The organism is Modestobacter versicolor (assembly GCF_014195485.1).
GTDB lineage: Bacteria > Actinomycetota > Actinomycetes > Mycobacteriales > Geodermatophilaceae > Modestobacter > Modestobacter versicolor.
In genome coordinates this window covers 1,098,416-1,124,017 of record NZ_JACIBU010000001.1, presented here as the reverse complement: position 1 = coordinate 1,124,017, position 25,602 = coordinate 1,098,416, and the positions used below count along the sequence as shown (strand labels likewise).

22 protein-coding genes are annotated in these 25,602 nt (G+C 76.7%); 18 read left to right on the top strand and 4 right to left on the bottom strand.

What is annotated here, in order from left to right; translation table 11 throughout:
- Nucleotides 1–1,411 precede the first annotated feature (1,411 nt).
- Complete coding sequence (locus tag FHX36_RS05435) at nt 1,412–2,317, top strand: tetratricopeptide repeat protein (protein WP_183513570.1); 906 nt, start codon at nt 1,412–1,414, stop codon at nt 2,315–2,317.
- Between the two features lie 84 nt (nt 2,318–2,401).
- On the top strand, nt 2,402–2,761 hold the full coding sequence (locus tag FHX36_RS05430) for a single-stranded DNA-binding protein (protein ID WP_110554341.1): 360 nt from the start codon (nt 2,402–2,404) through the stop codon (nt 2,759–2,761).
- Nucleotides 2,762–2,773: 12 nt separating this feature from the next.
- Here the strand turns inward: FHX36_RS05430 and FHX36_RS05425 are convergent, their stop codons facing one another.
- On the bottom strand, nt 2,774–4,105 hold the full coding sequence (locus tag FHX36_RS05425) for a DUF1015 family protein (protein WP_183513568.1): 1,332 nt from the start codon (nt 4,103–4,105) through the stop codon (nt 2,774–2,776).
- Between the two features lie 107 nt (nt 4,106–4,212).
- On the opposite strand from FHX36_RS05425, the gene FHX36_RS05420 reads away from it, so the two are divergent.
- Nucleotides 4,213–4,614 carry a tetratricopeptide repeat protein gene (locus FHX36_RS05420; RefSeq protein WP_110554443.1) on the top strand — a complete coding sequence of 134 codons (402 nt, stop codon included), beginning with the start codon at nt 4,213–4,215 and terminating at the stop codon, nt 4,612–4,614.
- A 28-nt stretch (nt 4,615–4,642) separates the two neighbouring features.
- The gene (locus FHX36_RS05415; RefSeq protein ID WP_183513567.1) at nt 4,643–5,722 is read left to right on the top strand and encodes an HAD-IIA family hydrolase; all 1,080 of its coding nucleotides are present in this window, start codon (nt 4,643–4,645) and stop codon (nt 5,720–5,722) included.
- A gap of 28 nt (nt 5,723–5,750) precedes the next feature.
- On the opposite strand, the gene FHX36_RS05410 is transcribed toward FHX36_RS05415, so the two are convergent.
- Complete coding sequence (locus FHX36_RS05410) at nt 5,751–6,068, bottom strand: sterol-binding protein (RefSeq protein ID WP_221202783.1); 318 nt, start codon at nt 6,066–6,068, stop codon at nt 5,751–5,753.
- A 204-nt stretch (nt 6,069–6,272) separates the two neighbouring features.
- Here FHX36_RS05410 and FHX36_RS05405 point away from each other — a divergent pair, with 204 nt between their 5' ends.
- From FHX36_RS05405 to recN, 4 genes are read left to right on the top strand one after another with little or no spacing between them, the layout of a single operon-like run.
- On the top strand, nt 6,273–6,587 hold the full coding sequence (locus FHX36_RS05405) for a hypothetical protein (protein ID WP_110554093.1): 315 nt from the start codon (nt 6,273–6,275) through the stop codon (nt 6,585–6,587).
- Entirely contained in the window at nt 6,587–7,384 is a 798-nt protein-coding gene (locus FHX36_RS05400; protein ID WP_110554094.1) for a TlyA family RNA methyltransferase, read from the top strand. The genes FHX36_RS05405 and FHX36_RS05400 overlap by 1 nt, the downstream gene beginning before the upstream one ends.
- On the top strand, nt 7,381–8,445 hold the full coding sequence (locus tag FHX36_RS05395; protein WP_220036083.1) for an NAD kinase: 1,065 nt from the start codon (nt 7,381–7,383) through the stop codon (nt 8,443–8,445). The genes FHX36_RS05400 and FHX36_RS05395 overlap by 4 nt, the downstream gene beginning before the upstream one ends.
- Nucleotides 8,420–10,255 carry a DNA repair protein RecN gene (gene recN, locus FHX36_RS05390; protein WP_183513566.1) on the top strand — a complete coding sequence of 612 codons (1,836 nt, stop codon included), beginning with the start codon at nt 8,420–8,422 and terminating at the stop codon, nt 10,253–10,255. Before FHX36_RS05395 ends, recN begins: the two co-directional genes overlap by 26 nt.
- Before the next feature lie 4 nt (nt 10,256–10,259).
- Here the strand turns inward: recN and FHX36_RS05385 are convergent, their stop codons facing one another.
- On the bottom strand, nt 10,260–11,435 hold the full coding sequence (locus tag FHX36_RS05385) for a PucR family transcriptional regulator (protein WP_343056572.1): 1,176 nt from the start codon (nt 11,433–11,435) through the stop codon (nt 10,260–10,262).
- A gap of 107 nt (nt 11,436–11,542) precedes the next feature.
- On the opposite strand from FHX36_RS05385, the gene FHX36_RS05380 reads away from it, so the two are divergent.
- Nucleotides 11,543–12,646: a ferredoxin reductase gene (locus FHX36_RS05380; RefSeq protein WP_110554085.1), complete on the top strand. Its 1,104-nt coding sequence runs from the start codon at nt 11,543–11,545 to the stop codon at nt 12,644–12,646.
- Nucleotides 12,647–12,677: 31 nt separating this feature from the next.
- On the top strand, nt 12,678–13,877 hold the full coding sequence (locus FHX36_RS05375) for a fatty acid desaturase family protein (RefSeq protein ID WP_110554086.1): 1,200 nt from the start codon (nt 12,678–12,680) through the stop codon (nt 13,875–13,877).
- Between the two features lie 54 nt (nt 13,878–13,931).
- Here FHX36_RS05375 and FHX36_RS05370 read toward each other — a convergent pair whose 3' ends face one another.
- Complete coding sequence (locus tag FHX36_RS05370) at nt 13,932–14,909, bottom strand: TetR family transcriptional regulator (RefSeq protein WP_183513565.1); 978 nt, start codon at nt 14,907–14,909, stop codon at nt 13,932–13,934.
- 163 nt (nt 14,910–15,072) lie between these two features.
- Here FHX36_RS05370 and steA point away from each other — a divergent pair, with 163 nt between their 5' ends.
- From steA to FHX36_RS05330, 8 genes are read left to right on the top strand one after another with little or no spacing between them, the layout of a single operon-like run.
- Complete coding sequence (steA, locus tag FHX36_RS05365) at nt 15,073–16,257, top strand: putative cytokinetic ring protein SteA (RefSeq protein WP_110554332.1); 1,185 nt, start codon at nt 15,073–15,075, stop codon at nt 16,255–16,257.
- Nucleotides 16,254–17,207, top strand: coding sequence for a copper transporter (locus FHX36_RS05360; protein ID WP_183513564.1), 954 nt, complete (start codon nt 16,254–16,256; stop codon nt 17,205–17,207). Before steA ends, FHX36_RS05360 begins: the two co-directional genes overlap by 4 nt.
- A complete protein-coding gene (locus FHX36_RS05355; RefSeq protein ID WP_183513562.1) occupies nt 17,204–18,040 on the top strand; it encodes a hypothetical protein in 837 nt (278 codons plus the stop codon). Before FHX36_RS05360 ends, FHX36_RS05355 begins: the two co-directional genes overlap by 4 nt.
- A gap of 25 nt (nt 18,041–18,065) precedes the next feature.
- The gene (gene murJ / locus FHX36_RS05350) at nt 18,066–19,700 is read left to right on the top strand and encodes a lipid II flippase MurJ (protein WP_183513561.1); all 1,635 of its coding nucleotides are present in this window, start codon (nt 18,066–18,068) and stop codon (nt 19,698–19,700) included.
- Nucleotides 19,693–20,850: a glycosyltransferase family 4 protein gene (locus FHX36_RS05345; RefSeq protein ID WP_343056571.1), complete on the top strand. Its 1,158-nt coding sequence runs from the start codon at nt 19,693–19,695 to the stop codon at nt 20,848–20,850. Before murJ ends, FHX36_RS05345 begins: the two co-directional genes overlap by 8 nt.
- Complete coding sequence (locus FHX36_RS05340) at nt 20,847–23,267, top strand: hypothetical protein (protein WP_183513560.1); 2,421 nt, start codon at nt 20,847–20,849, stop codon at nt 23,265–23,267. The genes FHX36_RS05345 and FHX36_RS05340 overlap by 4 nt, the downstream gene beginning before the upstream one ends.
- Nucleotides 23,224–24,963: a CTP synthase gene (gene pyrG, locus FHX36_RS05335; RefSeq protein WP_425487820.1), complete on the top strand. Its 1,740-nt coding sequence runs from the start codon at nt 23,224–23,226 to the stop codon at nt 24,961–24,963. The genes FHX36_RS05340 and pyrG overlap by 44 nt, the downstream gene beginning before the upstream one ends.
- Nucleotides 24,963–25,547, top strand: a complete 585-nt coding sequence (locus FHX36_RS05330) for an NUDIX domain-containing protein (protein ID WP_258373051.1) — start codon at nt 24,963–24,965, stop codon at nt 25,545–25,547. Before pyrG ends, FHX36_RS05330 begins: the two co-directional genes overlap by 1 nt.
- The last annotated feature ends 55 nt before the right edge of the window (nt 25,548–25,602 follow it).

Genomic DNA, 25,602 nt, shown 5'->3' with positions numbered 1-25,602 from the left:
TGGTGGTGCCGCCGGCGGTGAGTGGGGGCGCCGCCCGGCTGGCGAGCGCCCGCAGCGTGACCGACCGCAGGGTGGCGACCGTCCGCAGCGTGGCCGTCCGCAGGGCGGCGAGCGTGCGCAGGGTGGCCGACCGCAGTCGTCGGGTGGCCGCCCGCAGGGGGATCGTCCGGCCTGGCAGGACCGCCGGCCCGGCGGGGACCGTCCGCAGTCCTCGGGTGGCCCGCGCCGTGAGTGGCAGGACCGCAGCCCCGGTGGTGGGCGTCCGCAGTCCTCCGGTGGCCGCCCGCAGGGTGACCGTCCCGCCTGGCAGGACCGCCGGCCCGGTGGGGACCGTCCGCAGTCCTCGGGTGGCCCGCGCCGTGAGTGGCAGGACCGCAGCCCCGGTGGTGGGCGTCCGCAGTCCTCCGGTGGCCGCCCGCAGGGTGACCGGCCGGCCTGGCAGGACCGCCGGCCCGGTGGGGACCGTCCGCAGTCCTCGGGTGGCCCGCGCCGTGAGTGGCAGGACCGCAGCCCCGGTGGTGGGCGTCCGCAGTCCTCCGGTGGCCGCCCGCAGGGTGACCGGCCGGCCTGGCAGGACCGCCGGCCCGGTGGGGACCGTCCGCAGTCCTCGGGTGGCCCGCGCCGTGAGTGGCAGGACCGCAGCCCCGGTGGTGGCCGGCCGCAGTCCTCCGGTGGCCGCCCGCAGGGTGACCGGCCGGCCTGGCAGGACCGTCGCCCCGGCGGCGACCGTCCGCCTTCCTCGGGTGGGCCCCGTCGTGAGTGGCCGGACCGCAGCCCCGGTGGTGGGCGTCCGCAGTCCTCGGGTGGGCCCCGTCGTGAGTGGCAGGACCGCAGCCCCGGTGGTGGCCGGCCGCAGTCCTCCGGTGGCCGCCCGCAGGGTGACCGTCCGGCATGGCAGGACCGTCGCCCGGGTGGGGACCGTCCCCAGTCCTCGGGTGGCCCGCGCCGTGAGTGGCAGGACCGCAGCCCCGGTGCCGGCCGTCCGCAGTCCTCGGGTGGCCGCCAGCAGGGCGATCGTCCGGCCTGGCAGGACCGCGCCCCCGGTGGGCAGCGGGCGCAGCAGGGTGACCGCGCCGGAGCGGACCGTCCGGCCTGGCAGGACCGTCGTCCCGGTGGGGACCGCCCGCAGTCCTCGGGTGGGCCCCGTCGTGAGTGGCAGGACCGCAGCCCCGGCGGCGACCGCCCCCAGCGCGACCGCCCGCAGGGTGACCGGTCCGGTGCGGACCGTCCGGCCTGGCAGGACCGCCGTCCGCAGCGCGCCGGTGGCCCCGCCGGCTCCGACGCCGACCGCCCCGCCTGGCAGGACCGCCGTCCGGCAGGCCGACCTGCCGACCGGGAGGACTCGGCCCCGCGCCGGGCACCCGGACCGGCCCTGCCGGACTGGGCGGACGCCCGCGAGCTCGACGTCTCGGTGCGCTCCGCGCTGCGCGGTCTCGACCCGCGCAACGCCGACGCCGTGGGCAGGCACCTCGTCGCGGCCGGCGGCCTGATCGAGGAGGACCCGGAGCTCGCGCTCGAGCACGCCCGGGCCGCCCGTGACCGCGCCTCCCGGCTCGCCCCCGTCCGCGAGGCCGTCGGTGTCGCCGCGTACCACGCCGGCGACTTCGCCGAGGCCGCCCGCGAGCTCCGCGCCTACGCGCGGATGAGCGGCGACGAGAGCTACCGGGCCGTCCTGGCCGACTGCGAGCGCGCCCTCGGGCGGCCGGAGAACGCCCTCCGGCTGGTGCAGGAGGCGCTCGCGGCGCACCCGGACGAGGAGGAGCTGGTCGAGCTCCGCCTGGTCGAGGCCGGTGCCCGCCAGGACCTGGGCGAGGGCGCCGCTGCCGCGCTCGTCCTCGAGGGGGCGCTCGGCGGCCGGCCCACCCCGGCCGGCCTCGGGCAGCCCGACCTCGGGCACCTGCGGCTGGCCACCGCCTACGCCGACCTGCTCTCCGCCCGCGGCGAGGCGGAGCTCGCCCACGAGTGGTACTCGGCGATCGCCGCGGCAGACCCCGACGACCTGACCGGCGTCTCGGAGTACTTCTCCACGGACGACGACGAGGACGACGACCAGGACGACGAGGACCTCACCGACCTCGCGCCGGGCACCGACGCCGACGGCGACACCGACGGGGACGAGGGGGCCGAGGAGACCGTCGACGACGACGACCTCGGGCGCGAGCTGTCCGACGAGGTCGGCGGCGAGGTCACCGAAGACGACATCGAGGCCGAGGTCGCCGAGCTGCTCGGGGAGGTCCCACCGCCGGTCGAGCGGGACCACACCCGGCTGTTCCAGGAGCCGGCGTCCGACGAGGAGCAGCAGCCCCCGACGGTCTGAGCACCGGCGTCCACAACGGGCAGGGCCGTCCACAGACCGTCGACGGCCCTGTCCGGGGGACGGGGTGACAGCGAGGCTCGCTGCATGAGCCTTGCTGTCATCGACCGGAACGACGTCGTCCTGCGCGGGCGGTTGTCCGCGCCACCGGAGCTGCGCCCGCTGCCCAGCGGCGACACGCTGCTGCTGTTCAAGCTCGTCGTACGACGGGAGAACCCGCGCCCGCGCGGTCCCAAGTCGGACGTGATCACCTGCGTGAGCCTGGTGCCGGCGCTGCAGCGCTACGCCACGGCCTGGACCACCGAGGACGTGGTCGAGGTCGAGGGCGCGCTGCAGCGCCGGTTCTGGCGCACCCCGACGGGGACGGCGGTCGCCTACGAGGTCAACTGCCGCCGCGGGCGCAAGGTCGCCCGCGGCACGCACCGCGCCGCGCCACGGTCGGCCTGAGCCGTGCGCCGGTCAGTCGCCGTGCGGTCGCAGCACCAGACCGGTGCGCGGCTTCGGCACGAACAGCGTCGACTTGCGCGGCATGCGCGCGCCGGCCCGCGCCACGGCGGCCACGTCCGACGGCGACGGGGAACGCAGCAGCAGCGCCACGCCCGCCCGCTCCTCGGCCAGCCGCAACGCCTCGTCGACGTCGTGCGCGACGAGGACCGACGCCGGGTCGTCATCGCGCCCCCACAGCCCGGTGATCAGCGCGGCGTGCGCGAGCACCACGTCCAGCCCCCGCCAGGCGGCCGGCGCCTCGGCCGGGACGGCGGCCTGCAGCTGCGGCGACGGCTCGGCCAGCTCGGCCACCCGCACCCCGTCGGTGACCAGGAACGCCGGCCCGCCCGGCCGGGTGGTCCAGGCCATGGCCGTCGCCCGGACGTCCCCGTGGACCGGCTCCACCTCGGTGACCCGGAAACCGGCGCCGGCCAGGCTCAGGGCGTCGGTCAGCGGCAGGTCCGGCACGACCCGGTGGATCGCCCGCACCTGCAGCCCGCCCGGCCCCATCGGCGTCAGCAGCGCGAGCACCCGGCCGTGGCCGCTGTCCTCACCGGGGGCGTCCAGGTGACCGGCGGCGACGTGCTCCCGGGCCGCCGCGAACCGGTGGTGCCCGTCGGCGATCACCGCACGCGTGCCGGCCAGCGCACGGGTCAGCCGGTGCAGGGTGGCCGGGTCGGTCACCCGCCAGAGCCGGTGCACCACCCCGTCGGGGTCGGCGACCTCGGGTGCGGGCGGGCCGAGCCCGGCCTGGCGGGTCAGCTCGGCGACGGCGGGGTCCGGGTCGTGGGCGAGCACGATCGGCTCGAGGTCGGTGTGCGTGGCGGCCAGCAGCGCCGTGCGGCCGGCCACGGCCGGCGCGAAGGTGTCCTCGTGCGGCAGCACGGCGGACGACCCCGCCGGCGGCAGCGTCACCGCGCCGAGCCAGCCGGTCGTGGGCTCCGTGCCCGGCGCCGCCATCTCGTAGCGCCACAGCGCCGGCACGTCGTCGCGGACGAGCACGCCCTGGTCCAGCCAGCTGTGCAGCGTCCCCGCGGCCGCCTCGGCCGACCGGCGGTCGCGGGCCGACCGGCCGCCCGGCTCACCGGGCGCCGGGTCGACGTGCGGCAGGATCAGGCGGACGATGTTGTGCGGATCGGCCGCGGCCAGGCGGTCGCGGCCCGCTGCGGTCACCAGGTCGTACGCCGGCGAGCTCACCCGCGCCAGGTGCTCCGGGGTGTGGTCGCGGTAGGTCAGGGCACGGAACGGTCGGACGTCGAGACCCGTCGCGTCAGGAGGCGGGGCGTCCGCCGACGTCGAGGGCACGAGGTCGATCGTAGGAGCGCGCCGGCGGCGAGCCGGGGGCGGCGTCCGCCGGGTGCGGTCCGCCCGGTCCCCGCGGTTGCAGGCGGCGCGCCAGGGGAGGAGCTGCGGTGCTGGAGCCGGGACAGCCGGACGGCGGGGTCTACGAGTGGTACCAGCGCGGGCTGCAGCTGCTCGGCGACGGCAACCCCGATGCGGCGGCGACCCTGCTGGAGCGTGCGCTGGCGGCCGAGCCGGGCTCCCGTAGCGTCCTGGAGGCGCTCGCCCGGGCCCAGTACGACGCGGGTCGCTACCGGGACGCGATGGACAGCTTCACCCGGCTCACCACCGACAACCCGACCGACGACTACGCCCAGTTCGGCCTCGGCCTGGCCGCGAGCAGGGCAGGGGACCTCGAGCTCGCCGCCGAGCACCTCGCCCTGGCCGTGGCCATGCGCCCCGACCTGGGCCACTACGCACGAGCGCTGCGCGGCGTCCGCGCCCGGCGTGGCCTCGCAGAGGAGCTGCCATGAGCACCGCCCACCCGTCAGCGGCCGCGGCATGACCGGCGCCGCCCGCGAGCCGGTGCCGCTGAGCGCCGGGGCGCCCGAGCCGCCCGCCCGCACCTACGACGTCGCCCTGCTCGACCTCGACGGCGTCGTCTACGTGGGGCCGGCCGCGGTGCCCGGCGTACCCGAGGCGCTGGACCGGGCCGCCGCGCAGGGCATGCGCCTGGGCTTCGTCACCAACAACGCGGCCCGCACCCCCGAGCAGGTGGCCGCCCACCTCACCGAGCTGGGCGTCGCCGCCGAGCCCGACGACGTCATCACCAGCTCGCAGGCCGCGGCCTCGGTCGTCGCCGACCTCGTCGGCCCCGGCGGGCGGGTCCTGGCGGTCGGCGGCCCCGGCGTCGCGGCGGCGCTGACGGCCGCAGGGCTGACCGTGGTCGAGCGGGCCGAGGACTCCCCGGCCGCCGTCGTGCAGGGCTACGGCCCCGGGGTCGGCTGGGCCCAGCTCGCCGAGGCGGTGGTCGCCGTCCGCGGCGGGGCCCGCCACGTGGCCACCAACACCGACGCCACCATCCCCTCGCCGCGTGGCGTCCTGCCCGGCAACGGCGCACTGGTCGGGGTGGTCAGCACGGTCACCGGCCAGCAGCCGCTGGTCACCGGGAAGCCCGACCCGGCGATGCACGCCGAGTGCGTCCGGCGCACCGGCGCCCGCCGGCCGCTGGTGGTCGGCGACCGGCTGGACACCGACATCGAGGGCGCGCGCCGCGCCGGCGCCGCGAGCCTGCTCGTCCTCACCGGCGTCGCCACCCCGGCCGACCTGCTGGCCGCCCGGCCCGACCACCGCCCCGACCTGCTGGCCCCGGACGCCGCGGGCGTGCTGGTGCCGCACCCGGAGGTCACCGCCGTCGAGGGCGCCTGGCGGTGCGCCGGCTGGCAGGCCGAGGCCACCGGGGAGCGGCTGACCCTGCGGTCGGTCGGCGCGCACCGGGACGGCGACGGGCTCGACGGGCTGCGGGCGCTCGCCGTGGCGCACTGGGCCCGGCACCCGGAGCAGGGGGCGGCGCCGACCGTCACCGCCGGCGACGACGACGCCGCGGCGGCGCTGAGCGGCTGGGGGCTGGACGCCGGATGAGCGGCCCGCGGAGCGCGCGGGCGGCGGCTCAGAGCAGCGAGCGCAGCCGGAGCATGTCCCGCAGGCCGGCCTCGAGCTTCACCCGTCCGCTGGCCCAGGCCGGCGTGAACGCCAGCCGGCCAGAGGTGAGCGCCAGCAGGTCGTCGCTGCTCATCGTCAGCCGGATGTCGGCCTTGGGCAGCGAGGGGCCGTCGGGCTCGGCGGCCAGGTCGTGCACGGCGCCGCGGGCGATGCGCCCGGCGACGACCTGCCCGAGGTCGGGCAGCCGGCAGGAGACGCTGCGGTCCAGGTCCCGGGCGGCGTCCGCGGCGGCCAGCTTGCCCACGAAGCCGTCCAGGGCGGTCATGCACTCTTCCAGCGTCGCCACGTGCGGGTGCCTCCATCAGCCAGGGACCGGGCTCGTCCCGGCCGGGCGGTCCGCAGCGGGAGGCTACCGGCGCACCGGGAGCCGCCGCACCGCCGCCCCGGCCGAGGTGGGGGTGCAGCCGGCTCCGTCCACCGGCTCCCGCTGCACGCCCTCGCCGGTCGGTGCCGGCCGGTAACCTGCGAGATGGACGCCGACCAGCACCTGCCCGACCGGACGGAGGAGGAGACCGTGACCGAACCAGCAGCGCCGCGACCGGTCCCCGGCCCTCCGCGGCCGGCCCCGGGTCCGGTGGCGGCCGGCGCCCGGCCCGGCCCGCCCGGCGCCGCCGCGGGCACCGCCACCAGCCCTGCCCCCGGCGCGGCACCCAGCCCTGCTGCCCCGGGTGCCGCCCCGCGCTTCGCCGACCTCGCCGACCGCCCGGTGGCCGAGCACGTCGCGGTGTTCGAGGCCGAGCACGACCGGCTGCAGCGCGAACTGTCCACCATCGACCAGCTCTGATGGTCCGACGCAGCCGGCTCGACGCCGAGCTCGTGCGCCGCGGGCTCGCCCGTTCCCGCGAGCACGCCGTCAGCCTGATCTCCGAGGGGCGGGTCACCATCGGCGGGCAGGCGGCCACCAAGCCGGCCACCGGCGTGGAGGCCGGCGCCCCGGTGGTGGTGCGCACCGACCCGGACACCCCCAGCTGGGTGTCCCGCGGCGCGCACAAGCTGGTCGGCGCCCTGGCGGCCTTCCCGGTCGCCGTCGAGGGCCGCCGGGCCCTGGACGCCGGCGCCTCGACCGGCGGGTTCACCGAGGTGCTGCTCAGCCGCGGCGCCCGCGAGGTCGTGGCGGTCGACGTCGGCTACGGCGAGCTGGCCTGGTCGCTGCGCACCGACGACCGGGTGGTCGTCCACGAGCGCACCAACGTCCGCGAGCTCACCCCCGACGCGATCGGCGGCCCGGTCGAGCTGGTCGTCGCCGACCTGTCCTTCATCTCGCTGCGGCTGGTGCTGCCCGCGCTCACCGCGTGCGCCGACCCGGCCGCCGACCTGCTGCCGATGGTGAAACCGCAGTTCGAGGTGGGCCGGGAGCGGCTGGGCACCGGTGGCGTCGTTCGCGACCTGGCGCACCGGGCCGACGCCGTGGCCACCGTCGCCCGGGCCGCCGCCGACCTCGGCTGGGGCACCGCCGGTGTGGTGGCCAGCCCGCTGCCCGGCCCGGCCGGGAACGTGGAGTTCTTCCTCTGGTTGCGCCGGGACGCACCACCACCCGACCGCGACGCCATCGACCGAGCAGTTCAGGAAGGACCACAGTGAGCGACCGTGCGACCGAGGGCACCGCTGCCTGCGAGTCCGGGGAGCGGACCCGCCGGGTCCTGCTGGCGGTGCACACCGGCCGGGCCGACATCGTCGAGCTCGCCCGCTCCGCCGCCGCCCGGCTCACCGACGCCGGGATCGTCGTCCGGCTGCTGGAGGACGAGGCGGAGGCGATGGCCGTCCCCGGCGCCGAGGTCTGCGCCTTCGGGCCCGGCGCGGCCGACGGGGTGGAGATCGTCCTGGTCTTCGGCGGCGACGGCACGTTCCTGCGCGCCGCCGAGCTGGCCCGCAACACCGACGCCGCGATCACCGGGGTGAACCTCGGGCGGGTCGGGTTCCTCGCCGAGACCGAGCCCGAGGCGGTCGAGGAGATGCTCACCGCGGTGGAGAAGTGCGAGTACGAGGTCGAGGAGCGGCTGACCCTGGACGCCACCGTCCTCGACGCCGACGGCCGGCCCACCGGCGAGGGCACCTGGGCGCTCAACGAGGTCTCGGTGGAGAAGGTCGAGCGCTCCCGGGTGCTCGACGTCGTGCTCGAGGTCGACGGGCACCCGCTGACCAGCTTCGGCTGCGACGGCATCCTCTGCGCCACCCCCACCGGGTCCACCGCCTACGCGTTCTCCGCCGGCGGGCCGGTCGTCTGGCCCGACGTCGAGGCGCTGCTGCTGGTGCCGACCAACGCCCACGCCCTCTTCGCGCGGCCGCTGGTCACCTCCCCGACCTCGGTGCTCACCGTCGCGGTGCCGCCCGACGGCACCCGGGCCCGGATCTCCGCCGACGGCCGGCGCATCGTCGAGGTCCCCGACGGCGGCCGGGTCGAGGTCCGCCGCTCCGACCGCCCGGTCCGCATCGCCCGGGTGAACCCGACGTCCTTCGGCGATCGGCTGGTGGCCAAGTTCGGGCTCCCGGTGCGCGGCTTCCGGGACGCCCGCTCGCACGGGCCGGGCCACGAGGCGCCGATCACCCGCACGAACGTGCTCACCGGTGACGTCAACACCAGCGACGGTGCGCTCCGCACCCCGGAGGAGGTGGGCGGTGGCCACCCGCACGGCACGGCCTGACCAGCGGCCGGAGCAGCGGGCCCCGCGGGCGGCCAAGCGGGCGGCCCCGGCGCCGCCCGCCGGCCCGGCGACCGCCCCGCACGGCGCGCTGACCGAGCTGCACATCCGCGGCCTGGGCTCCATCGACGACGTCACGCTCGAGCTGGGGCCCGGCCTGACCGTGGTCACCGGTGAGACCGGCGCCGGCAAGACGATGGTCGTCACCGGGCTGACCCTGCTGTTCGGCGGCCGCGCCGACCCCGGCCGGGTCCGGGCCAACGGGCGGGCCGGGGTCGAGGGCCGGCTGGTGCTGCCCCCCGACTCCCCGATCTGGGCGCGGGCGGCCGACGCCGGCGCCGAACCCGACGAGGACGGCAGCCTGATCCTGGCCCGTACGGTCAGCGCCGAGGGCCGGTCCCGGGCCCACCTGGGCGGGCGCAGCGTGCCGGTCGGCGTCGTCGCCGAGCTGGCCGAGGACCTGCTGGCCGTGCACGGGCAGACCGACCAGCTCCGGCTCACCCGCCCGGCCGAGCAGCGCCGCGCGCTGGACCGGTACGCCGGGCCTGCGCACCTGGCGCTGGTCGAGCAGCACCGCGCCGCGCACGCCGCCTGGCGCGCGCTGGCCGACGACCTGGACCGCCGGCGCGGCCAGGCCCGCGAGCTCGCGCAGACCGCCGACGTGCTCCGGCACGGGCTGGAGGAGATCTCCGCCCTCGCCCCCGAGCCGGGCGAGGACGAGGCGCTGGACACTCTGGCCAAGCGGCTGGGCGACGCCGACGCCCTGCGCGCGGCGGCCGACGCGGCCCGGCTCGCCCTGGTCGGCGACGTCACCGGCGACCTCGGCGGCGCCGACCTCGGGCAGGACGCCTCCAGCTCGCTGGCCGCCGCCGAGCGCGCGCTGGCCGGCTCCGACGACCCCACGCTGGTGCTGCTGGCCCAGGACCTCGCCGACGCGGTGGCCGTGGTCTCCGACGTCTCGGTGCAGCTGGCCGGCTACGTCGCCGACCTGGAGGCCGACCCCGCGCGGCTGGCCGAGGTGCTCGACCGGCGGGCGGCGATCACCGCGCTGGTGCGCAAGTACGCCGAGCCGGGGGAGGGGCTGGCCGGGGTGCTCGCCTGGGCCGCCGACGCCGAGGCGCGGCTGTCCCAGCTCGACGTCTCCGACGAGGCGCTCGAGGCGTTGCAGGCGCAGCGCGACGCCGCCCGGGAGGAGCTGGCGACCCTCTCCACCCGGGTCACCGAGGGGCGCCGCGCCGCCGCCGAGGGGTTCGCCGCCGAGGTGGGCACCGAGCTCGCCGGGCTGGCCATGAAGAGCGCCCAGGTGTCCTTCCGGATCGACACCGACCCCGGCCGGCCCGGGCCCGACGGCGCCGACGAGGTCGCCCTGCTGCTCTCCCCGCACCCCGGCGCCCCGGCGCGGCCGGTGCACAAGGGCGCGTCCGGCGGTGAGCTCTCTCGGGTGATGCTGGCCATCGAGGTGGTCTTCGCCGGGGCCGACCCGGTGCCGGTGATGGTCTTCGACGAGGTCGACGCCGGGGTCGGGGGTCAGGCGGCCGGCGAGATCGGCCGGCGGCTGGCCCGGCTGGCCCAGGAGCACCAGGTCGTGGTGGTCACCCACCTGGCCCAGGTGGCCGCCTTCGCCGACACCCACGTGGTGGTCGACAAGTCACCGGACACCGCCCAGGGCGTCACCGCCACCGACATCCGGGCGGTCCGGGACGAGGACCGGGTGCGCGAGCTAGCCCGGATGCTGTCCGGGCTGGCCGACAGCGACACCGGTCAGGCGCACGCCCGGGAGCTGCTGGCGGTCGCCGCGGAGGCCCGGGCCTGACCGGTCACACCGGGCGCGGGCCCAGCGCGATGGTCAGCGCCAGCACGCTCTGCGGGTCCTCGAGCCGGTCGCCGAACAGCTCGCGGAGCTGGCCCATCCGGTAGCGGACGGTCTGCGGGTGCACGAACAGCTCGGCGGCGACCTGCTCCCGGCGGCCGTGGTGCAGCAGCCACGACCGCAGCGTCGCGGTCAGCTTCTCCCGGACCCCCTCGCTGAGCCCGTCCAGCGGCGCCAGCGCCGCCGCCCGCAGGTCGCCCAGCGCCTCCTCGTCGGCGCGCAGCACCAGCTCGGGCAGCCGCTGCTCGGTGTCCAGCGGCGCCGTGCCCCGGGCGGTCAGCCCGAGCCGCAGGGCACGCAGCACCCGCGCGTGCGAGCGGGCGACGGCCGCCCACGGGCGGGCGGGGCCGACGATCGCCGCCCGGCCCTCCAGCGCCCGCAGCAGCCCGGGCCGGGCCCGCTCGCCGGCGTCGGGCACCAGCAGCACGGTCAGCTCCGCCGACGGCTCGATCCCCGGCGGGTCGTCGGTGACCTGCAGGGTGCGGGTGTCCAGCAGCGCCAGCGCCCCGCGGACCCGGCCCTCGGGCAGCAGCACGGCGGTCAGCGTGCGCGGCGGCGACCAGTCGGCCCGCTCCGCCGCGGCGGTCAGGTCGTGCAACGGCCGGCCGGCCAGCAGCAGCGCGCCCAGCCGCTCCAGGTGGTGGCGGCGGGCCCGGCCGGTGGTCTCCAGCTCGTCGGTGTGCCCGGCGACGCTGGATGCCGAGAGCTGGTCGATGTAGGCGAACACCAGCTCCGCGAAGCGCGCCAGCGACCCGGCGTCCAGCCCCGCGGCGACCGCGGTGTCGCTCATGTGCCGCCAGGACACCCGGGCGCCCACCCGGTAGGCGGCCAGCAGCGAGTCCATCGACCGGCCGCTGCGGGCCTCGCCGCGGCCCAGCGCGTACGCGCCCTCCAGCGCCGGGCCGATCGGCAGGCTGGGGTCGACCCCGCCGCGCGCGGTCGCCAGGTCCAGGAAGCCGCCCAGCGCGAGCTGGACGGCGTTGGAGATCGCCCGGCCCATCTCACCGGAGAAGGCGTCGGCGTAGCTGGGCACCTCGACGACGATGGTGGCCACCGTCTGCTCGGCCACCGCGGGCAGCTCGGCCTGCATCGCCTCCACCACCACGGGCGGAAAGGTGATCACATCGCTCGTCGTCCCCACCTCTTCCTTGTTCGCAGGGGATGAAACGTACCGCCACGTTCACGTCGAGGGCACAGGTAACCAGCGCGCGGACTGGGAAGACTCTCTGTATGACCGCAACCGTCCCGCGCCCGACCTCGGCCCGGCCGGTGCTGGCGAGGCTGCGCGACCGCGTCGTCAAGGTGGCCGAGCTGGTGACCACGCCCCTGCTGCCGTCGGACTACCTCGACCTCGTCGACCCGCTGCGCTCCGGTGCCGCGCTCCGCGGCCGGATCGAGGCGGTGCGCCCCGAGACCCGGGACGCCGCGACGATCGTCATCCGCCCCGGCCGGGACTGGCTGCCGCACACCCCCGGCCAGTACGTCCGGATCGGCATCGACGTCGACGGCGTCCGGCAGTGGCGCGCCTACTCGATCACCTCGGTGCTCGGCCGGGCCGACGGCTGCTTCACCGTCACGGTCAAGGCGATCCCCGGCGGCAAGGTCAGCAACCACCTGGTGCACCGTGTCCAGCCGGGCACGATCGTCCAGCTGGACCAGGCGACCGGTGACTTCGTGCTCCCCGCGGAGCGCCCGGAGAAGTGCCTGTTCGTCACCGCGGGGTCCGGCGTCACCCCGGTGATGGGCATCCTGCGCAACCACGTGCACGAGCACGACGACGTGGTGGTGGTGCACTCCGCGCCCACCGCCGACGACGTCATCTTCGGCGCCGAGCTGCGCGAGCTGGCCCGCACCGGGCAGATCCGGCTCGTCGAGCGGCACACCGCGACCGACGGCCTGCTCGACGCGGCCGCGCTCGCCGACCTCGTCCCCGACCTGGCGGAGCGGTCGACCTGGGCCTGCGGGCCGGTCGGCCTGCTCGAGGCGCTCGAGGAGCACTGGGAGACCGAGGGCATCGCCGACCGGCTCTACACCGAGCGCTTCCGGCCCCGTGTGCTGGTCACCGGCGAGGGCGGCACCGTCAGCTTCACCAGGTCCGACCGGACCCTCGACGTCGACGGCGCCACCCCGATCCTGGACGCCGCCGAGGAGGCCGGGCTGCTGATGCCCAGCGGGTGCCGGATGGGCATCTGCTACGGCTGCGTCCTGCCGCTGCGCGAGGGCGCCGTCCGCGACCTGCGCACCGGCGAGGTCACCACCGCCGCCCCCGGCGACGGCGTGCTCGTCCAGACCTGCATCAGCGCCGCCGCCGGCGCCTGCGACATCGACCACTGAACCCGCTGCCCCCGACCTGAAGGAGCTGCTCGTGACCGCACTGCAGAACAAGACCGAGGACCCGATCGCGCACCTGTCGGCCGAGGACATCGAGACCATCGGCAAGGAGCTCGACGCCATCCGCCAGGGCGTCATGGACGACCGCGGTGAGTCCGACGCCGCCTACATCCGCCGCGTCATCGACGTCCAGCGCAAGCTCGAGCTCGCCAGCCGGGCCGTGCTGCTGCTGTCGAAGTTCCCGCCGGCCTGGGTCGTGGGCACCGTCGGCCTGTCGGTGGCCAAGATCCTGGAGAACATGGAGATCGGGCACAACATCCTGCACGGCCAGTGGGACTGGATGCGCGACCCGAAGATCCACTCCACGACGTGGGAGTGGGACATGGCCAGCCCGGCCGACCAGTGGAAGCACTCGCACAACGAGCTGCATCACACGTACACGAACGTGATCGGCAAGGACAACGACCTCGGCTACGGCATCATGCGCGTCGACGAGGACCAGAAGTGGCACCCGATCTACCTGGCGCAGCCGCTGTGGAACTTCGTCAACGCCTGCTTCTTCGAGTACGGCATCGCCGCCTACGACCTGGAGCTGGGCAAGAACCTGGCCACCAAGAAGCGCCGCGCCGACCCCGACTTCCGGGCGCGCGGCAAGGCCGTGCTGAAGAAGATCCGCAAGCAGATGACCAAGGACTACGTCGTCCACCCGCTGCTGTCGGGCCCGTCGTTCCTGCCCACCCTGGCCGCGAACTTCACCGCCAACGTGGTGCGCAACCTCTGGTCGCACTCGGTGATCATGTGCGGCCACTTCCCGGAGGGCGTCGAGACCTTCGAGAAGACGTCGATCGACGGCGAGACCCGCGGTGAGTGGTACCTGCGCCAGATGCTCGGCTCGGCCAACATCTCCGGCAGCAAGGCCATGCACATCATGACCGGCAACCTGTCCCACCAGGTCGAGCACCACCTGTTCCCCGACCTGCCGAGCAACCGGTACGCCGAGATCGCGCCGAAGGTGAAGGACCTGTTCGACCGGTACGGCCTGCGGTACCACTCGGCGTCGCTGCCCCGGCAGGTCGGGTCGGCGTGGCACAAGGTGATCCGGCTGTCGCTGCCCAACGGCTGGCTGGCCCAGACCACCCCGGCCAACGCGCCGGCCCAGGTCGCCAAGCTCTACAAGATGACGACGGGCGGGCCCAAGGTCCGCCGCGCGCTGCAGCAGCAGGCAGCCGCCTGACCGACGCGCCACGCCACGGCCCCCCTCCCGCACGGGAGGGGGGCCGTTCGTCGTTCAGCGGCGCTTGGCGTACCCGGCCAGGCCGAACTGCAGCAGCGCCAGCCCGCGCTGGCCGCGGGTGCGCAGCTCGGCGACGAGCTCGGGCCCGGACGCCCCGGCCAGCACCCGGTCGCGGGCGAGCTCCAGCAGTGCGGTGTACAGCCCGGTGACGGCGTTGGCCGCGAGCCAGGGCTCCAGCTCGCCGGGGGCGGGGCGGGTCTCCAGGGTGATCTGCTCGGCCAGCGTGTCGGTGAGGGTGCCGAGGATCTCCCGCTCGCGCACCTGCAGGGTGCGGCTGCCGCGGATGACCCGGGCCATCTCGGCCACGCCCTCCGCCGCGGCGGGGGAGCCCAGCTGGCTGACCGCGGCCACCACGAAGTCGCCCGCGGCGGCGGCCGCCGACTGGCCCGCCGGGCGGCGGCGGACGGCCTCCAGCAGCGCGGCGCGGATCGGCGGGTCGGTCTCGAAGACCAGCCCCTCCTTGACCGGGAAGTGGTTGAAGACCGTCTTCTCCACCACGCCGGCGCGCTGGGCGATCTCCACCACGCTGACGTGGTCGAAGCCGCGCTCGGTGAACAGCTCGGCGGCGGCGTCGACGATCGCCTCGCGGGTCCGCTGCCGGCGCTGCTCGCGCAGCGTCGGGCCGCGGCGCTCCCGGCGCCTCGGGCGCCGCCCGGGACCGGGCGCGTCGACCGGCGGCGGGCCGGCCACCGGGGTCTCGGGCGCCGCGGCAGGCGGGGCCTCGGCCGGCGGGGCGCCGGCGCCGTCGGTGACCAGCGGGGCGTCGACGGGGGCACGCGGCGTCAGCGCCACGACCTGCGCGTCCGTCGTCCCGGGGTGGTCTGCCGCCGCGCCGCCGGCGTCCGGGGGAGCGACGTCCTGCACGGCTGCGGTCGCCGCGGCCTCGGGATCGCGGCGGCCGGTCAGCTCCCCGACCAGCTCGTCGGCGAGAACTGTCGCTGTGCTCCGGCTCGCGGAGGCCCCTGCAGTCACACCAGTCACGCTAGTGACGGGCCGGTCCCGTCCCGGGGGAGCGACACCCGGGCAACGCGGACCGGTTTCCGGTGGTAGCCGGTGTCGCTCACGGTGCGTGATCGATCGGTCGCTGTTGCGCGTCGGGGCCGACCGCCCAGGAGCCCGTGGGACGATCACGGTCATGCGCATCGGCACCCTGCGACGCGGGCGGCCGTCCGAGACGGCACCCGGCGTGACCGGCACGGCCCGTGTGGACCGGCGGACCAAGAACCTCACCAAGCGGCTGCGGCCCGGCGAGATCGCGGTCATCGACCACGCCGACGTCGACCGGGTCGCCGCCGACTCGCTGGTGGCGTGCAAGGTCGCGGCGGTCGTCAACGCCGCCCCCAGCACCACGGGGCGCTACCCCAACCTCGGCCCCGGGATCCTGGTCGACGCCGGCATCCCGCTGGTGGACAACGTGGGCAAGGACGTGCTGACCGCGCTCAAGGACGGCACCGAGGTCCGGCTGGAGGGCGGCACGCTCTACGCCGGCGAGACCGTCGTCGCCGAGGGGGTCGAGCAGACCCCGGAGACGGTGGCCGTCTCGATGGCCGAGGCCCGCGAGGGGCTCTCGGCGCAGCTGGAGGCCTTCGCGGCCAACACCATGGAGTACATGAAGCGCGAGCGCGCGCTGCTGCTCGACGGTGTGGGCGTCCCCGACGTCACGACCCAGATCGAGGGCCGGCACGTGCTGGTCGTCGTCCGGGGCTACGACTACAAGGAGGACCTGCAGGCGCTGCGGCCCTACATCCGCGACTACCGGCCGGTGCTGGTCGGCGTCGACGGCGGCGCCGACGCGCTGATCGAGGCCGGCTACCAGCCGGACATGATCATCGGCGACATGGACTCGGTGAGCGACTCCGTGCTGCGCTGCGGCGCCGAGGTGGTCGTGCACGCCTACGCCGACGGGCGCGCGCCGGGTCTGCAGCGGGTGCTCGACCTCGGCGTCGAGGCGATCACCTTCCCGGCGTCGGCCACCAGCGAGGACATCGCCATGCTGCTGGCCGACGAGAAGGGCGCCTCGCTCATCGTCGCCGTCGGCACCCACGCCACGCTGATCGAGTTCCTGGACAAGGGCCGCGGCGGCATGGCCTCGACCTTCCTCACCCGGCTGCGGCTGGGCGGCAAGCTCGTCGACGCCAAGGGCGTGAGCCGGCTGTACCGCAGCCGGATCTCCACCCTGGCCCTGGTCCTGCTCGTGCTCGCCGCGCTGGTCTCGATCACCGCGGCGCTGGCGGTCTCCACGGCCAGCCACATCTACTTCGACCTGCTCGTCGACCAATGGGACAGCTTCGTGTTCTGGCTGGAGAACCTCTTCTCGTGATCGACTTCCGGTACCACCTCGTCTCCTTGATCGCGGTGTTCCTCGCCGTCGCGCTGGGGATCGTCATCGGCACCACCCAGCTCAACGGGCCGCTGACGGACAACCTGCAGGGCCAGGTCACCGCGCTCCAGGAGGACAAGCGGTCCCTGGAGGACCAGACCCAGCTGCTGCAGACCCAGCTGGACGACGTCGGCCGCTTCGAGGAGGCCGTCGGCCCCTCGCTGGTCGACGGCACCCTGGCCGGCCGCAGCGTCGTCCTGGTCGTCGCCGGCGGCGAGGTCGAGGCCGAGGTCGTCGAGGGGCTCACCGCACTGCTCGGCAGCGCCGGGTCGACGGTGACCGGCACGATCCGGCTCACCGACGCCTACGCCGACGAGGCGACCGCGGACACCCTGGAGACCTTCCTCAGCGGCCCGGGTGTGCCGCTGTCGGTGTCCCAGCCGGAGTCCGACGACCCGGGTGCGGCCGTCGCCTCGGTGCTGGCCCAGGTGCTGATGGTGCCCGGGGTCGGCGCCGTGGACGCCGGCACCGCCCCCAGCGCGGCCGACACCGCCACGGTGCTGGCCGGGCTCGAGGAGCTCGAGGTGCTCAGCCGCGACACCACGTCGGTCAGCGCCGCCGACTTCGCCGTCGTGCTGACCACCGGCGCCGTCGGCGGAGAGGACGCCGAGGCCCGGACCACCGCCCTCGTGCAGCTGGCGACCGCGCTGGACGAGGAGGGCTCCGGCGCCGTCGTCGCCGGCGACCTCGCCGCCAACGGCGACGGCGGCCTGGTGTCCGCGCTCCGCGGCGACTCGGCGGCGACCGGCGTGGTGTCGACGGTGGACAACGTGACCACCGCGGCCGGGCGGATCAGCACCGTGCTCGCGCTGGCCGCCGAGGGACGCGGCACCTCCGGGGAGTACGGCGTGGGCGAGGACACCCAGCCCGTCCCGCCGCCGGCTTCGTGAGCCCCGCAGCCCGCGCCGGGCTGGCCGCCGCCGGTGCGGTCGCGGCACGGCTGGGGCTGGCCGGCGCCGCGGCGCTCACCGCCCGGGACGCCGGCGCCCCGTGGCGCCGCACGAACTACGCCGGCCGGCCGGTGACCCTGCTCGGCGGCCCGGTGCTCGCCGCGGCCGCCACCGCCACCGCGGCGGCCGGCGCCCCGGCCGGTCAGCGGGCCGCCGCGCTCGTCGTCGGCACGGTCGCCGGGGTCGTCGGCGGCTACGACGACCTCGCCGGCGCCCGGCCCGAGCAGGCCCGGGACAAGGGGCTGGCCGGCCACCTGGCGGCGCTCCGGCAGGGCCGGGTCTCCGCCGGGGCGGTCAAGGTGGCCGGCATCGGCGCGGCCGCCGCGGTCGCCGCCGTGCTGACCCGCCGGGGGAGCGGCGCCGCCGCGCTCGCCGACGGCGTGCTCACCACCGGGCTGGTCGCCGGGACCGCGAACCTGGTCAACCTGCTCGACCTGCGGCCCGGGCGGGCCGGCAAGGCCGCCGCGCTGCTGGCCGGCGCGACCCTGGGCGGGCCGGCCGGCGGGCTGGTCGCCGGGCCGCTCGGTGCCACCCTCGGGGTGCTCCCCGCCGATCTCCGCGAGCGGGTGATGCTCGGCGACTGCGGCGCCAACGCGGTCGGTGCGCTGCTGGGCCTGCGGCTGGCCGCGCTGCCCGGCCGCGGCACCCGGGCCGGGCTGCTCGGCGTCGTCACCGCGCTCACCCTGGCCAGCGAGAAGGTCAGCTTCACCTCGGTCATCGAGTCGACCCCCGGCCTGCGCGAGCTCGACCGGCTCGGCCGCCGCCCGGCGTGAGCGCCGTCAGCCGCGGCGGACGGCGGTGACCGGCCGGCGCCTCGCCCAGGGGGCGGCCGGGGCCGCGCTGCTGATCGCGGCGCTCACCCTGCTGTCCCGGCTCGCCGGGTTCGGCCGCACCGTCGTGCTCACCAACGCGGTGGGCGCCGGCAGCACCGGCGACACCTACCAGGCCGCCAACAACGTGCCCAACATCGTGTTCGAGGTGGTCGCCGGCGGGGCGCTGGCCAGCCTGGTCGTGCCGATGCTGGCCGGCGGGATCGCGGCCGGCGACCGCGACCAGGTGCGCCGCACCGCCTCGGCGCTGCTCGGCTGGACCCTGCTGGTGCTGGTGCCGCTCGCCGTGCTGCTGGCGCTGCTGGCCCGGCCGATCGCGACCGCGCTGCTCGGCGGTGACGCGGGCGACCCGGCGAAGGTCGACGTCGCCGCCCGTTTCCTGGTCGTCTTCGCCCCCCAGGTCGTGCTCTACGGCATCGCCGTCGTGCTCACCGGCGTGCTGCAGGCGCACCGCCGGTTCGCCGCGCCGGCGCTCGCGCCGCTGCTGTCGTCGATCGTGGTCGCCGGCGCCTACCTGCTGTTCGCCGGCAGCGGCGGCAGCCGGGACGTCGAGGGGCTGACCACCTCCGCGGAGCTCGTGCTGGGCGTGGGGACGACGCTCGGCGTGGTCGCGCTGGCCGCCGCGCTGCTGCTGCCGCTGCGCGGGCTCCGGCTCGGCCTGCGCCCGACGCTGCGCTTCCCGGTCGGCGTCGCGCCGCGGGCCCGCCGGCTGGCGCTGGCCGGGGTGCTCACCCTGGCCGGTCAGCAGCTGGTCGCGATCGTCGCCATCCGGCTGGCCAACGCCGACGCCCCCGACGGCACCCAGGTCGTCTACTTCGCCGGCATGACCGTCTTCCTGCTGCCCTGGGCCGCGCTCGCCGTGCCGCTGGCCACCTCGGTCTACCCGGGCCTCAGCGAGCGGTCCGCCGAGCGCGACGATCCCGGGTACGCGGCCACGCTCGCGCCGGCCGCCGTCCTCACCGTGGTCACCGGCGCGCTCGCCGCCGCCGGGCTGGTCGCCGTCTCCGGGCCGATGGCCCGGGTCTTCCTGGCCTCCCCGGACGACGCCGACGCGGCCGCCGCGCTGCAGCCGACGATCGCGGCCTTCGCCCCCGGGCTGGTCGGCTACGGGCTGGTCGCGCTGCTGTCCCGGGCGCTCTACGCGCGCGGGCTGTGGCAGGCGCCCACGGCGTGCGTGGCCGGTGGCTGGCTGGTCGCGGTCGCCGCCGACGTCGTGCTGGCCGCGGTGCTGCCCGACGACGACCGGGCGCTGGCGCTGGCCGCCGGGCACAGCGTGGGCGTCACCGTCGCCGGGGTCGCCCTGCTGGTCGTCGTCGCCCGGGTGGCCGGGGCCGCGGCGCTGTCCGGGGTGGCCCGGACCGGGCTGCCGGCGGTGCTCGCCGGTGTCCTGGCCGGTGCGGCCGGGCTGCTGACCGCCCGGGCGCTGGGCGCCGACCCGGTGCCCGACGGCGGGGTGCCCGCCGCCATCGGCATCGGCGTGGGAGCCGGTGGAGTCGTGCTGCTCGTCGCTGCGGCGGTCATGATGGTGACCTCCCGGGGGCCGCTGCTGGCCGCCGTCTCCGGGCTCCGTCGATCGGGTGAGCAGGAGGTGGCGGGTGTCTGAGCGGGTGTCGCCCCCCGGCCGTCCCCTCGCCGACCGCCGGGTCGCCGAGGTGCTGGCCACCAGCACCGGCGGTGTCGGCACGCACCTGCGCTCGCTGCTCGCCCCGCTCGGCCGGGCCGGCGCCTCGGTCCGGGTCTGCGGCCCGCGGGCCACCGAGGAGCTGTTCGCGTTCACCGCCACCGGCGCCGACTTCCGGGAGGTCGGCATCTCCGCCGGCCTCGCCCCGGTGGCCGACCTGCGCGCCGTGCTGGCGCTGCGCCGGGCCACCACCGGCGCCGACCTGGTGCACGCCCACGGCCTGCGCGCCGGCCTGGTCGCCGCCGCGGCGCGCCGGCTCGCGGGGGAGCGCAGCCGGCCGCTGGTGCTCACCCTGCACAACGCGCTGCCCGGTGGCGGCGGGTTGAAGCGGCAGGTGCTGCAGACCGCCGAGCTCGCCACCATCCGCGGCGCCGACGTCGTCCTGGCCGCCTCGGGCGACCTGGCCGAGAACGCCCGCCGGCTGGGCGCCCGCGACGTGCGGGTCGCCCCGGTCGCCGCGCCGCCGCTGCCACCCGCCCAGCGCCCCCGGCCGGTGGTCCGCCGGGATCTCGGCCTGGACGACGACCAGCGCCCGCTGGTGGTCGCGGTCGGCCGGCTGCACCCGCAGAAGGGCTACGACGTCCTGCTCGACGCCGTCGCCCGCTGGGTCGCCGACCCCCGGCTGCGGCCGGCGCCGCTGGTCGCGATCGCCGGCGACGGGCCGCTGCACGAGGAGCTCGCCGCCCGGATCGCGGCCGAGCGGCTGCCGGTGACCCTGCTGGGGCGGCGCACCGACGTCGCCGACCTGCTCGGCGCGGCCGACGTGTGCGTGCTGCCCTCGGTGTGGGAGGCCCGCTCGCTCACCGCCCAGGAGGCGCTGCGGGCCGGGACGCCGCTGGTGGCCACCGCCGTCGGCGGCATCCCCGAGCTCGTCGGCGACGCCGCGGACCTGGTGCCCGCCGGCGACGCCGAGGCGCTGGCCGAGGCGGTGACGCTGGTGCTCAGCGACCCGGTCCGCACCGCCCGGCTGTGCGCCGCCGGCCCCCGGCAGGCGGCCACCTGGCCGGACGAGGCGGCGACCGCGCAGCAGCTGGTCGAGCTCTACCGAGAGCTGCTCGGACCGCGGCGATGAACGCCCGGCGGTCGCTGGTCCCCGTCCTGCTCGCGCTGCTGGTCGCCCTGGTGGCCGGGTCGGCGGCGCCCGCGTCGGCGGCCGACGGCGACGACCGGTGGCGGGCCGACCAGGTGCTCACCATCGGGGTCCCGGGGCTGGTCTGGTCCGACCTGGACCCCGAGCTCACCCCGCAGCTGTGGTCGCTGGCCGAGGACTCCGCGATCGGTGCGCTCTCGGTGCGCGCCGGGCGCTCCACCACCTGCCTGCTCGACGGCTGGGCGACCCTGGGTGCGGGCAACCGGGCCCGCTACCCAGGGCCGGTCGAGCCGATCGCACCGGTGCCCCAGCCCACGCTCCCGCTGCCGGACGCCGGTGGCGCGCTGCCCGGCCCGGCCGGCGAGGCCGCGGCGCCGCCGGTCGACAGCCGGCTGTCCTACTGCGGGCTCGAGGAGCAGGTCGCCAAGGTCGGCCTCGCGGAGCCCGGCCGCACGGTCACCCGGGTCGCCGAGGACGAGGCGACGGCCCGCTTCGGCGCCGAACCCGGCGCGCTGGGCCAGGCCGTCTCCTGCAGCACGGTGGTCGGCCGGGCCGCGGCGCTGGCCGTGGCCGGCGAGGGCGCCGTGTTCACCGTGCGCGACCAGCTGCCCGCCGACGACGCGGCGCTGACCCAGCTGCTGGGGGAGTGCCCGCTGACGCTGGTCTCGCTCGGCCAGCTCAGCGACGCCGCGGCACCCGGCGCCGACGCCACCGACGACGGCACCGTGCCCAGCGCCCGGGACGCCGCGGTGCAGGCCGTCGACGCCGCCGTGGGCCGGCTGCGCACCGCCGCCGAGGCGCTGGACGGCGACACGCTGCTGCTGCTGCAGGGCATCTCCGAGGTCAACGGCGGCCGGCCGCAGCTGCACGTGGGGATGGCGTCGGGGCCGGGCATGACCACCGGCTGGCTGACGTCGGCCAGCACCGGCCGGGCCCCGTTCGCCCAGCTGATCGACGTCGCCCCGACCGTGCTGCGCGCGCTGGACCTGGACGTGCCCGCCTCGATGAACGGGCAGCCGTTCAGCGTCACCGCCGAGCGGCCGGACCTGGTCGACGCGCTGGCCGAGCTGGACCGGGCGAACACCAGCGCCGTCGTCCACTACCGGAGCACCGCGCTCACCTTCTGGCTGCTCGTGCTGGTCAACGCCGCCGTCGTCGTCACCGGCGCGGTGCTGCTGGGCGGCTGGGACCGCGGCTGGCTCCCCGGCCGCTCCCGCGGCCGCGACCGGGTGCGGGGCTGGTTGCGCCGACGCCGGCCGGTCCGGCGGGGGAGGGGCCTGCTGCGCGGGGTCGCCATCGGTGTCGCGTCGCTGCCGGTGGCGACCTACCTGGCCAACCTGGTGCCGTGGGAGCGCAGCGGCTCGCCGCGCTGGGCGCTGGCCGCCGCGGTGGTCGCCGCCGCGCTGGCGGTCACCGCGCTCGCGGTGCTCGGGCCGTGGCGCCGCCGGCGGCTGGGGCCGGCGGTCGTCGTCCTGGCCGTCACCCTGGTCACCCTGGCCGGCGACGTGCTCACCGGCTCCCGCCTGGAGCTGGACGGGCTGCTCGGCTACGACGCGATCGTCGCCGGCCGGTTCACCGGCTACGGCAACCTCACCTTCGGGCTGCTCTCGGTCAGCGCGCTGCTGCTCACCGCCGGCGCCGCCGCCGCGCTGGTGCGCCGCACCGGCACCGGCACGGGCACCCGGCGCTCCTGGCTGCTGCCGGTGCTGGCCGCCGGGGCGGTCTGCGTCGTGCTGATCGGTGCCCCGCCGCTGGGCCGGGACTTCGGCGGCGTGCTGGCCGCGGTCCCCGGGTTCCTGGTGCTGGGCATGCTGCTGGCCCGGATCCGGGTGACCCTGGGCCGGCTGGTGGTGGTGCTCGCCGCCGCGGTCGCGGTGGTCGGCGTCGTGGCGGTGCTGGACTGGCTGCGCCCGGCCGCCGAGCGCAGCCACCTGGGCCGGTTCGTCGCCCAGCTGCTCGACGGGCAGGCGTGGACCGTGGTCAGCCGCAAGGCCGAGGCGAACGTGGCGATCCTGCTGGGCAGCCCGCTGGCCTGGATGCTGCTGGTGGCGCTGCTCGCCGCGGGCTGGCTGCTGCGCCCGGGTGGGCTGCTGCGCAGCGGGGCCGACGGCGGGGTGGCGGGGCTGGCGGCCGGCGACGTCCGGGTGCTGCGGGCCGCGCTCACCGCCATCGCGCTCAGCCTCGCCGTGGGGGCGCTGGTCAACGACAGCGGCGTCGCGCTGCCGGCGACCGCGGCCACCCTGCTGGTGCCGCTGCTGGTGTGGCTGGCGGCCGGGGCACCGGCGGCGTCCGACGACCCGGCGGACGGAGCCGACGGCGCGGCGGAGGACGTCCCCGGGGGGCCGCCGGACCAGCGTGTTAACGTGGGCCTCCGTGGGTCGACTGGCAGAACCTCGTGACCGCGGACCTCTTCTCCCCAACTCCCAGCCGACGAAGTTCGTCTTCGTCACCGGCGGCGTCGTGTCGTCACTGGGCAAGGGACTGACGGCAAGTTCCCTGGGGGCCCTGCTCTCCAGCCGTGGCCTCAGGGTCACCATGCAGAAGCTGGACCCCTACCTCAACGTGGACCCGGGGACGATGAACCCCTTCCAGCACGGCGAGGTGTTCGTCACCGAGGACGGCGCCGAGACCGACCTGGACATCGGGCACTACGAGCGCTTCCTGGACACCGACCTGACCGGCCGGGCCAACGTGACCACCGGCCAGGTCTACTCCGACGTGATCGCCAAGGAGCGGCGCGGGGAGTACCTCGGCGACACCGTCCAGGTCATCCCGCACATCACCAACGAGATCAAGGCACGGATCCTCGCCGGGGCCGACTCCGCCGAGCGGGTCGACGTCGTCATCACCGAGATCGGCGGCACGGTCGGCGACATCGAGTCGCTGCCCTTCCTCGAGGCCGCCCGCCAGGTGCGGCACGAGATCGGCCGGGACAACTGCTTCTTCCTGCACATCTCGCTGATCCCCTACATCGCCCCCTCCGGTGAGCTGAAGACCAAGCCCACCCAGCACTCGGTCGCCGCGCTGCGCAGCATCGGCATCCAGCCCGACGCGCTGGTCTGCCGGTCGGACCGGGAGATCAGCGAGGGCCTCAAGCGCAAGATCAGCCTGATGTGCGACACCGAGGCCGAGGGCGTCATCTCCTGCCCGGACGCGCCCTCGATCTACGACATCCCCAAGGTGCTGCACCGCGAGGGCCTGGACGCCTTCGTCGTCCGCCGGCTCGGCCTGCCCTTCCGGGACGTCGACTGGACGGTGTGGGGCGACCTGCTCGACCGGGTCCATGCGCCCAAGCAGACGGTCACCGTCGCGCTGGTCGGCAAGTACATCGACCTGCCCGACGCCTACCTCTCGGTGACCGAGGCGCTGCGGGCCGGCGGGTTCGCGCACCGCTCGCGCGTGCAGATCCGCTGGGTGCCCTCCGACGACTGCGAGACCCCCGAGGGCGCCGCGGCCGCGCTGGCCGGCGTCGACGGCGTCTGCATCCCCGGCGGCTTCGGGGTGCGGGGCATCGAGGGCAAGCTCGGCGCCATCCGGCACGCCCGGGTCAACGGCATCCCGACCCTGGGGCTGTGCCTGGGCCTGCAGTGCATGGTCATCGAGACAGCGCGGCACCTGGCCGGCATCGAGGGCGCGAACTCCACCGAGTTCGACCCCGAGACGCCCGACCCGGTCATCTCCACCATGGCCACCCAGCTCGACGTGGTCGCCGGCCGCGGCGACATGGGCGGCACCATGCGGCTGGGCAGCTACCCGGCTCAGCTGCAGAAGGGCTCGGTCGTCGCGGCCGCCTACGGGGCCACAGAGGTCACCGAGCGGCACCGGCACCGCTACGAGGTCGCCAACGCCTACCGGGACCGGCTCAGCGCCGCCGGCCTGGTCTTCTCCGGCACCTCCCCGGACGGGACGCTGGTCGAGTTCGCCGAGCTGCCCGCCGACGTCCACCCGTTCTTCGTCGGCACCCAGGCGCACCCGGAGCTGAAGAGCCGGCCGACCCGGCCGCACCCGCTGTTCGCCGCGTTCGTGCAGGCCGCGGTCGGCTACCAGGAGTCGGCGCGGCTGCCGGTGCCCGAGGAAGAGCCGGTGGGCATCTAGTGGCGCACTCCTGGGAGGTCCTCGCCAGCGAGGAGGTCTACACCGGCCGCATCCTCTCGCTGCGCAAGGACACCGTGGCCATGCCCGGTGGCGGGGAGAGCGTCCGCGAGGTCGTGCACCACACCGGCGCGGTGGGCGTGGTCGCGATCGACGACGAGGACCGCGTCGTCATGCTGCGCCAGTACCGGCACCCGGTCGGCGAGCACCTGTGGGAGCTGCCGGCCGGGCTGCGGGACGTGGACGGCGAGCCGCCGGTGGAGACCGCGCGCCGGGAGCTCGCCGAGGAGGTGGAGCTGTCCGCCGAGCGGTGGTCGCTGCTGACCACGCACTACCCGACGCCGGGGTTCTGCGACGAGCGGGTGCTGCTCTACCTCGCCGAGGGTCTGCAGCCGGCCGACCGGCCCGAGGGCTTCACGGTCGAGCACGAGGAGCTGGACATGACCGTGGAGCGGGTGCCGCTGAGCGACGCGGTGCAGTGGGTCTTCGACGGCACGGTGCGCAACTCCCTCGCGGTCATCGGCATCCTGGCCGCCGCGCAGCTCCGCGCGACCGCACCCCGGCTGCGCCCGCTCGACACGGACTGACCGGAGGGCCCGCCCCGGCACCGGGGCGGGCCGCCCGGTCCGGCGGCCCTGCTAC

Coding starts and splice junctions, on each gene's coding strand:
- FHX36_RS05415 (WP_183513567.1), top strand. CDS start 4,643: ATGACCGGCGCCGCCCGCGAGCCGGTGCCGCTGAGCGCCGGGGCGCCC.
- FHX36_RS05410 (WP_221202783.1), bottom strand. CDS start 6,068: ATGACCGCCCTGGACGGCTTCGTGGGCAAGCTGGCCGCCGCGGACGCC.
- FHX36_RS05380 (WP_110554085.1), top strand. CDS start 11,543: ATGACCGCAACCGTCCCGCGCCCGACCTCGGCCCGGCCGGTGCTGGCG.
- FHX36_RS05405 (WP_110554093.1), top strand. CDS start 6,273: ATGGACGCCGACCAGCACCTGCCCGACCGGACGGAGGAGGAGACCGTG.
- FHX36_RS05430 (WP_110554341.1), top strand. CDS start 2,402: ATGAGCCTTGCTGTCATCGACCGGAACGACGTCGTCCTGCGCGGGCGG.
- FHX36_RS05340 (WP_183513560.1), top strand. CDS start 20,847: ATGAACGCCCGGCGGTCGCTGGTCCCCGTCCTGCTCGCGCTGCTGGTC.
- FHX36_RS05400 (WP_110554094.1), top strand. CDS start 6,587: ATGGTCCGACGCAGCCGGCTCGACGCCGAGCTCGTGCGCCGCGGGCTC.
- steA (WP_110554332.1), top strand. CDS start 15,073: ATGCGCATCGGCACCCTGCGACGCGGGCGGCCGTCCGAGACGGCACCC.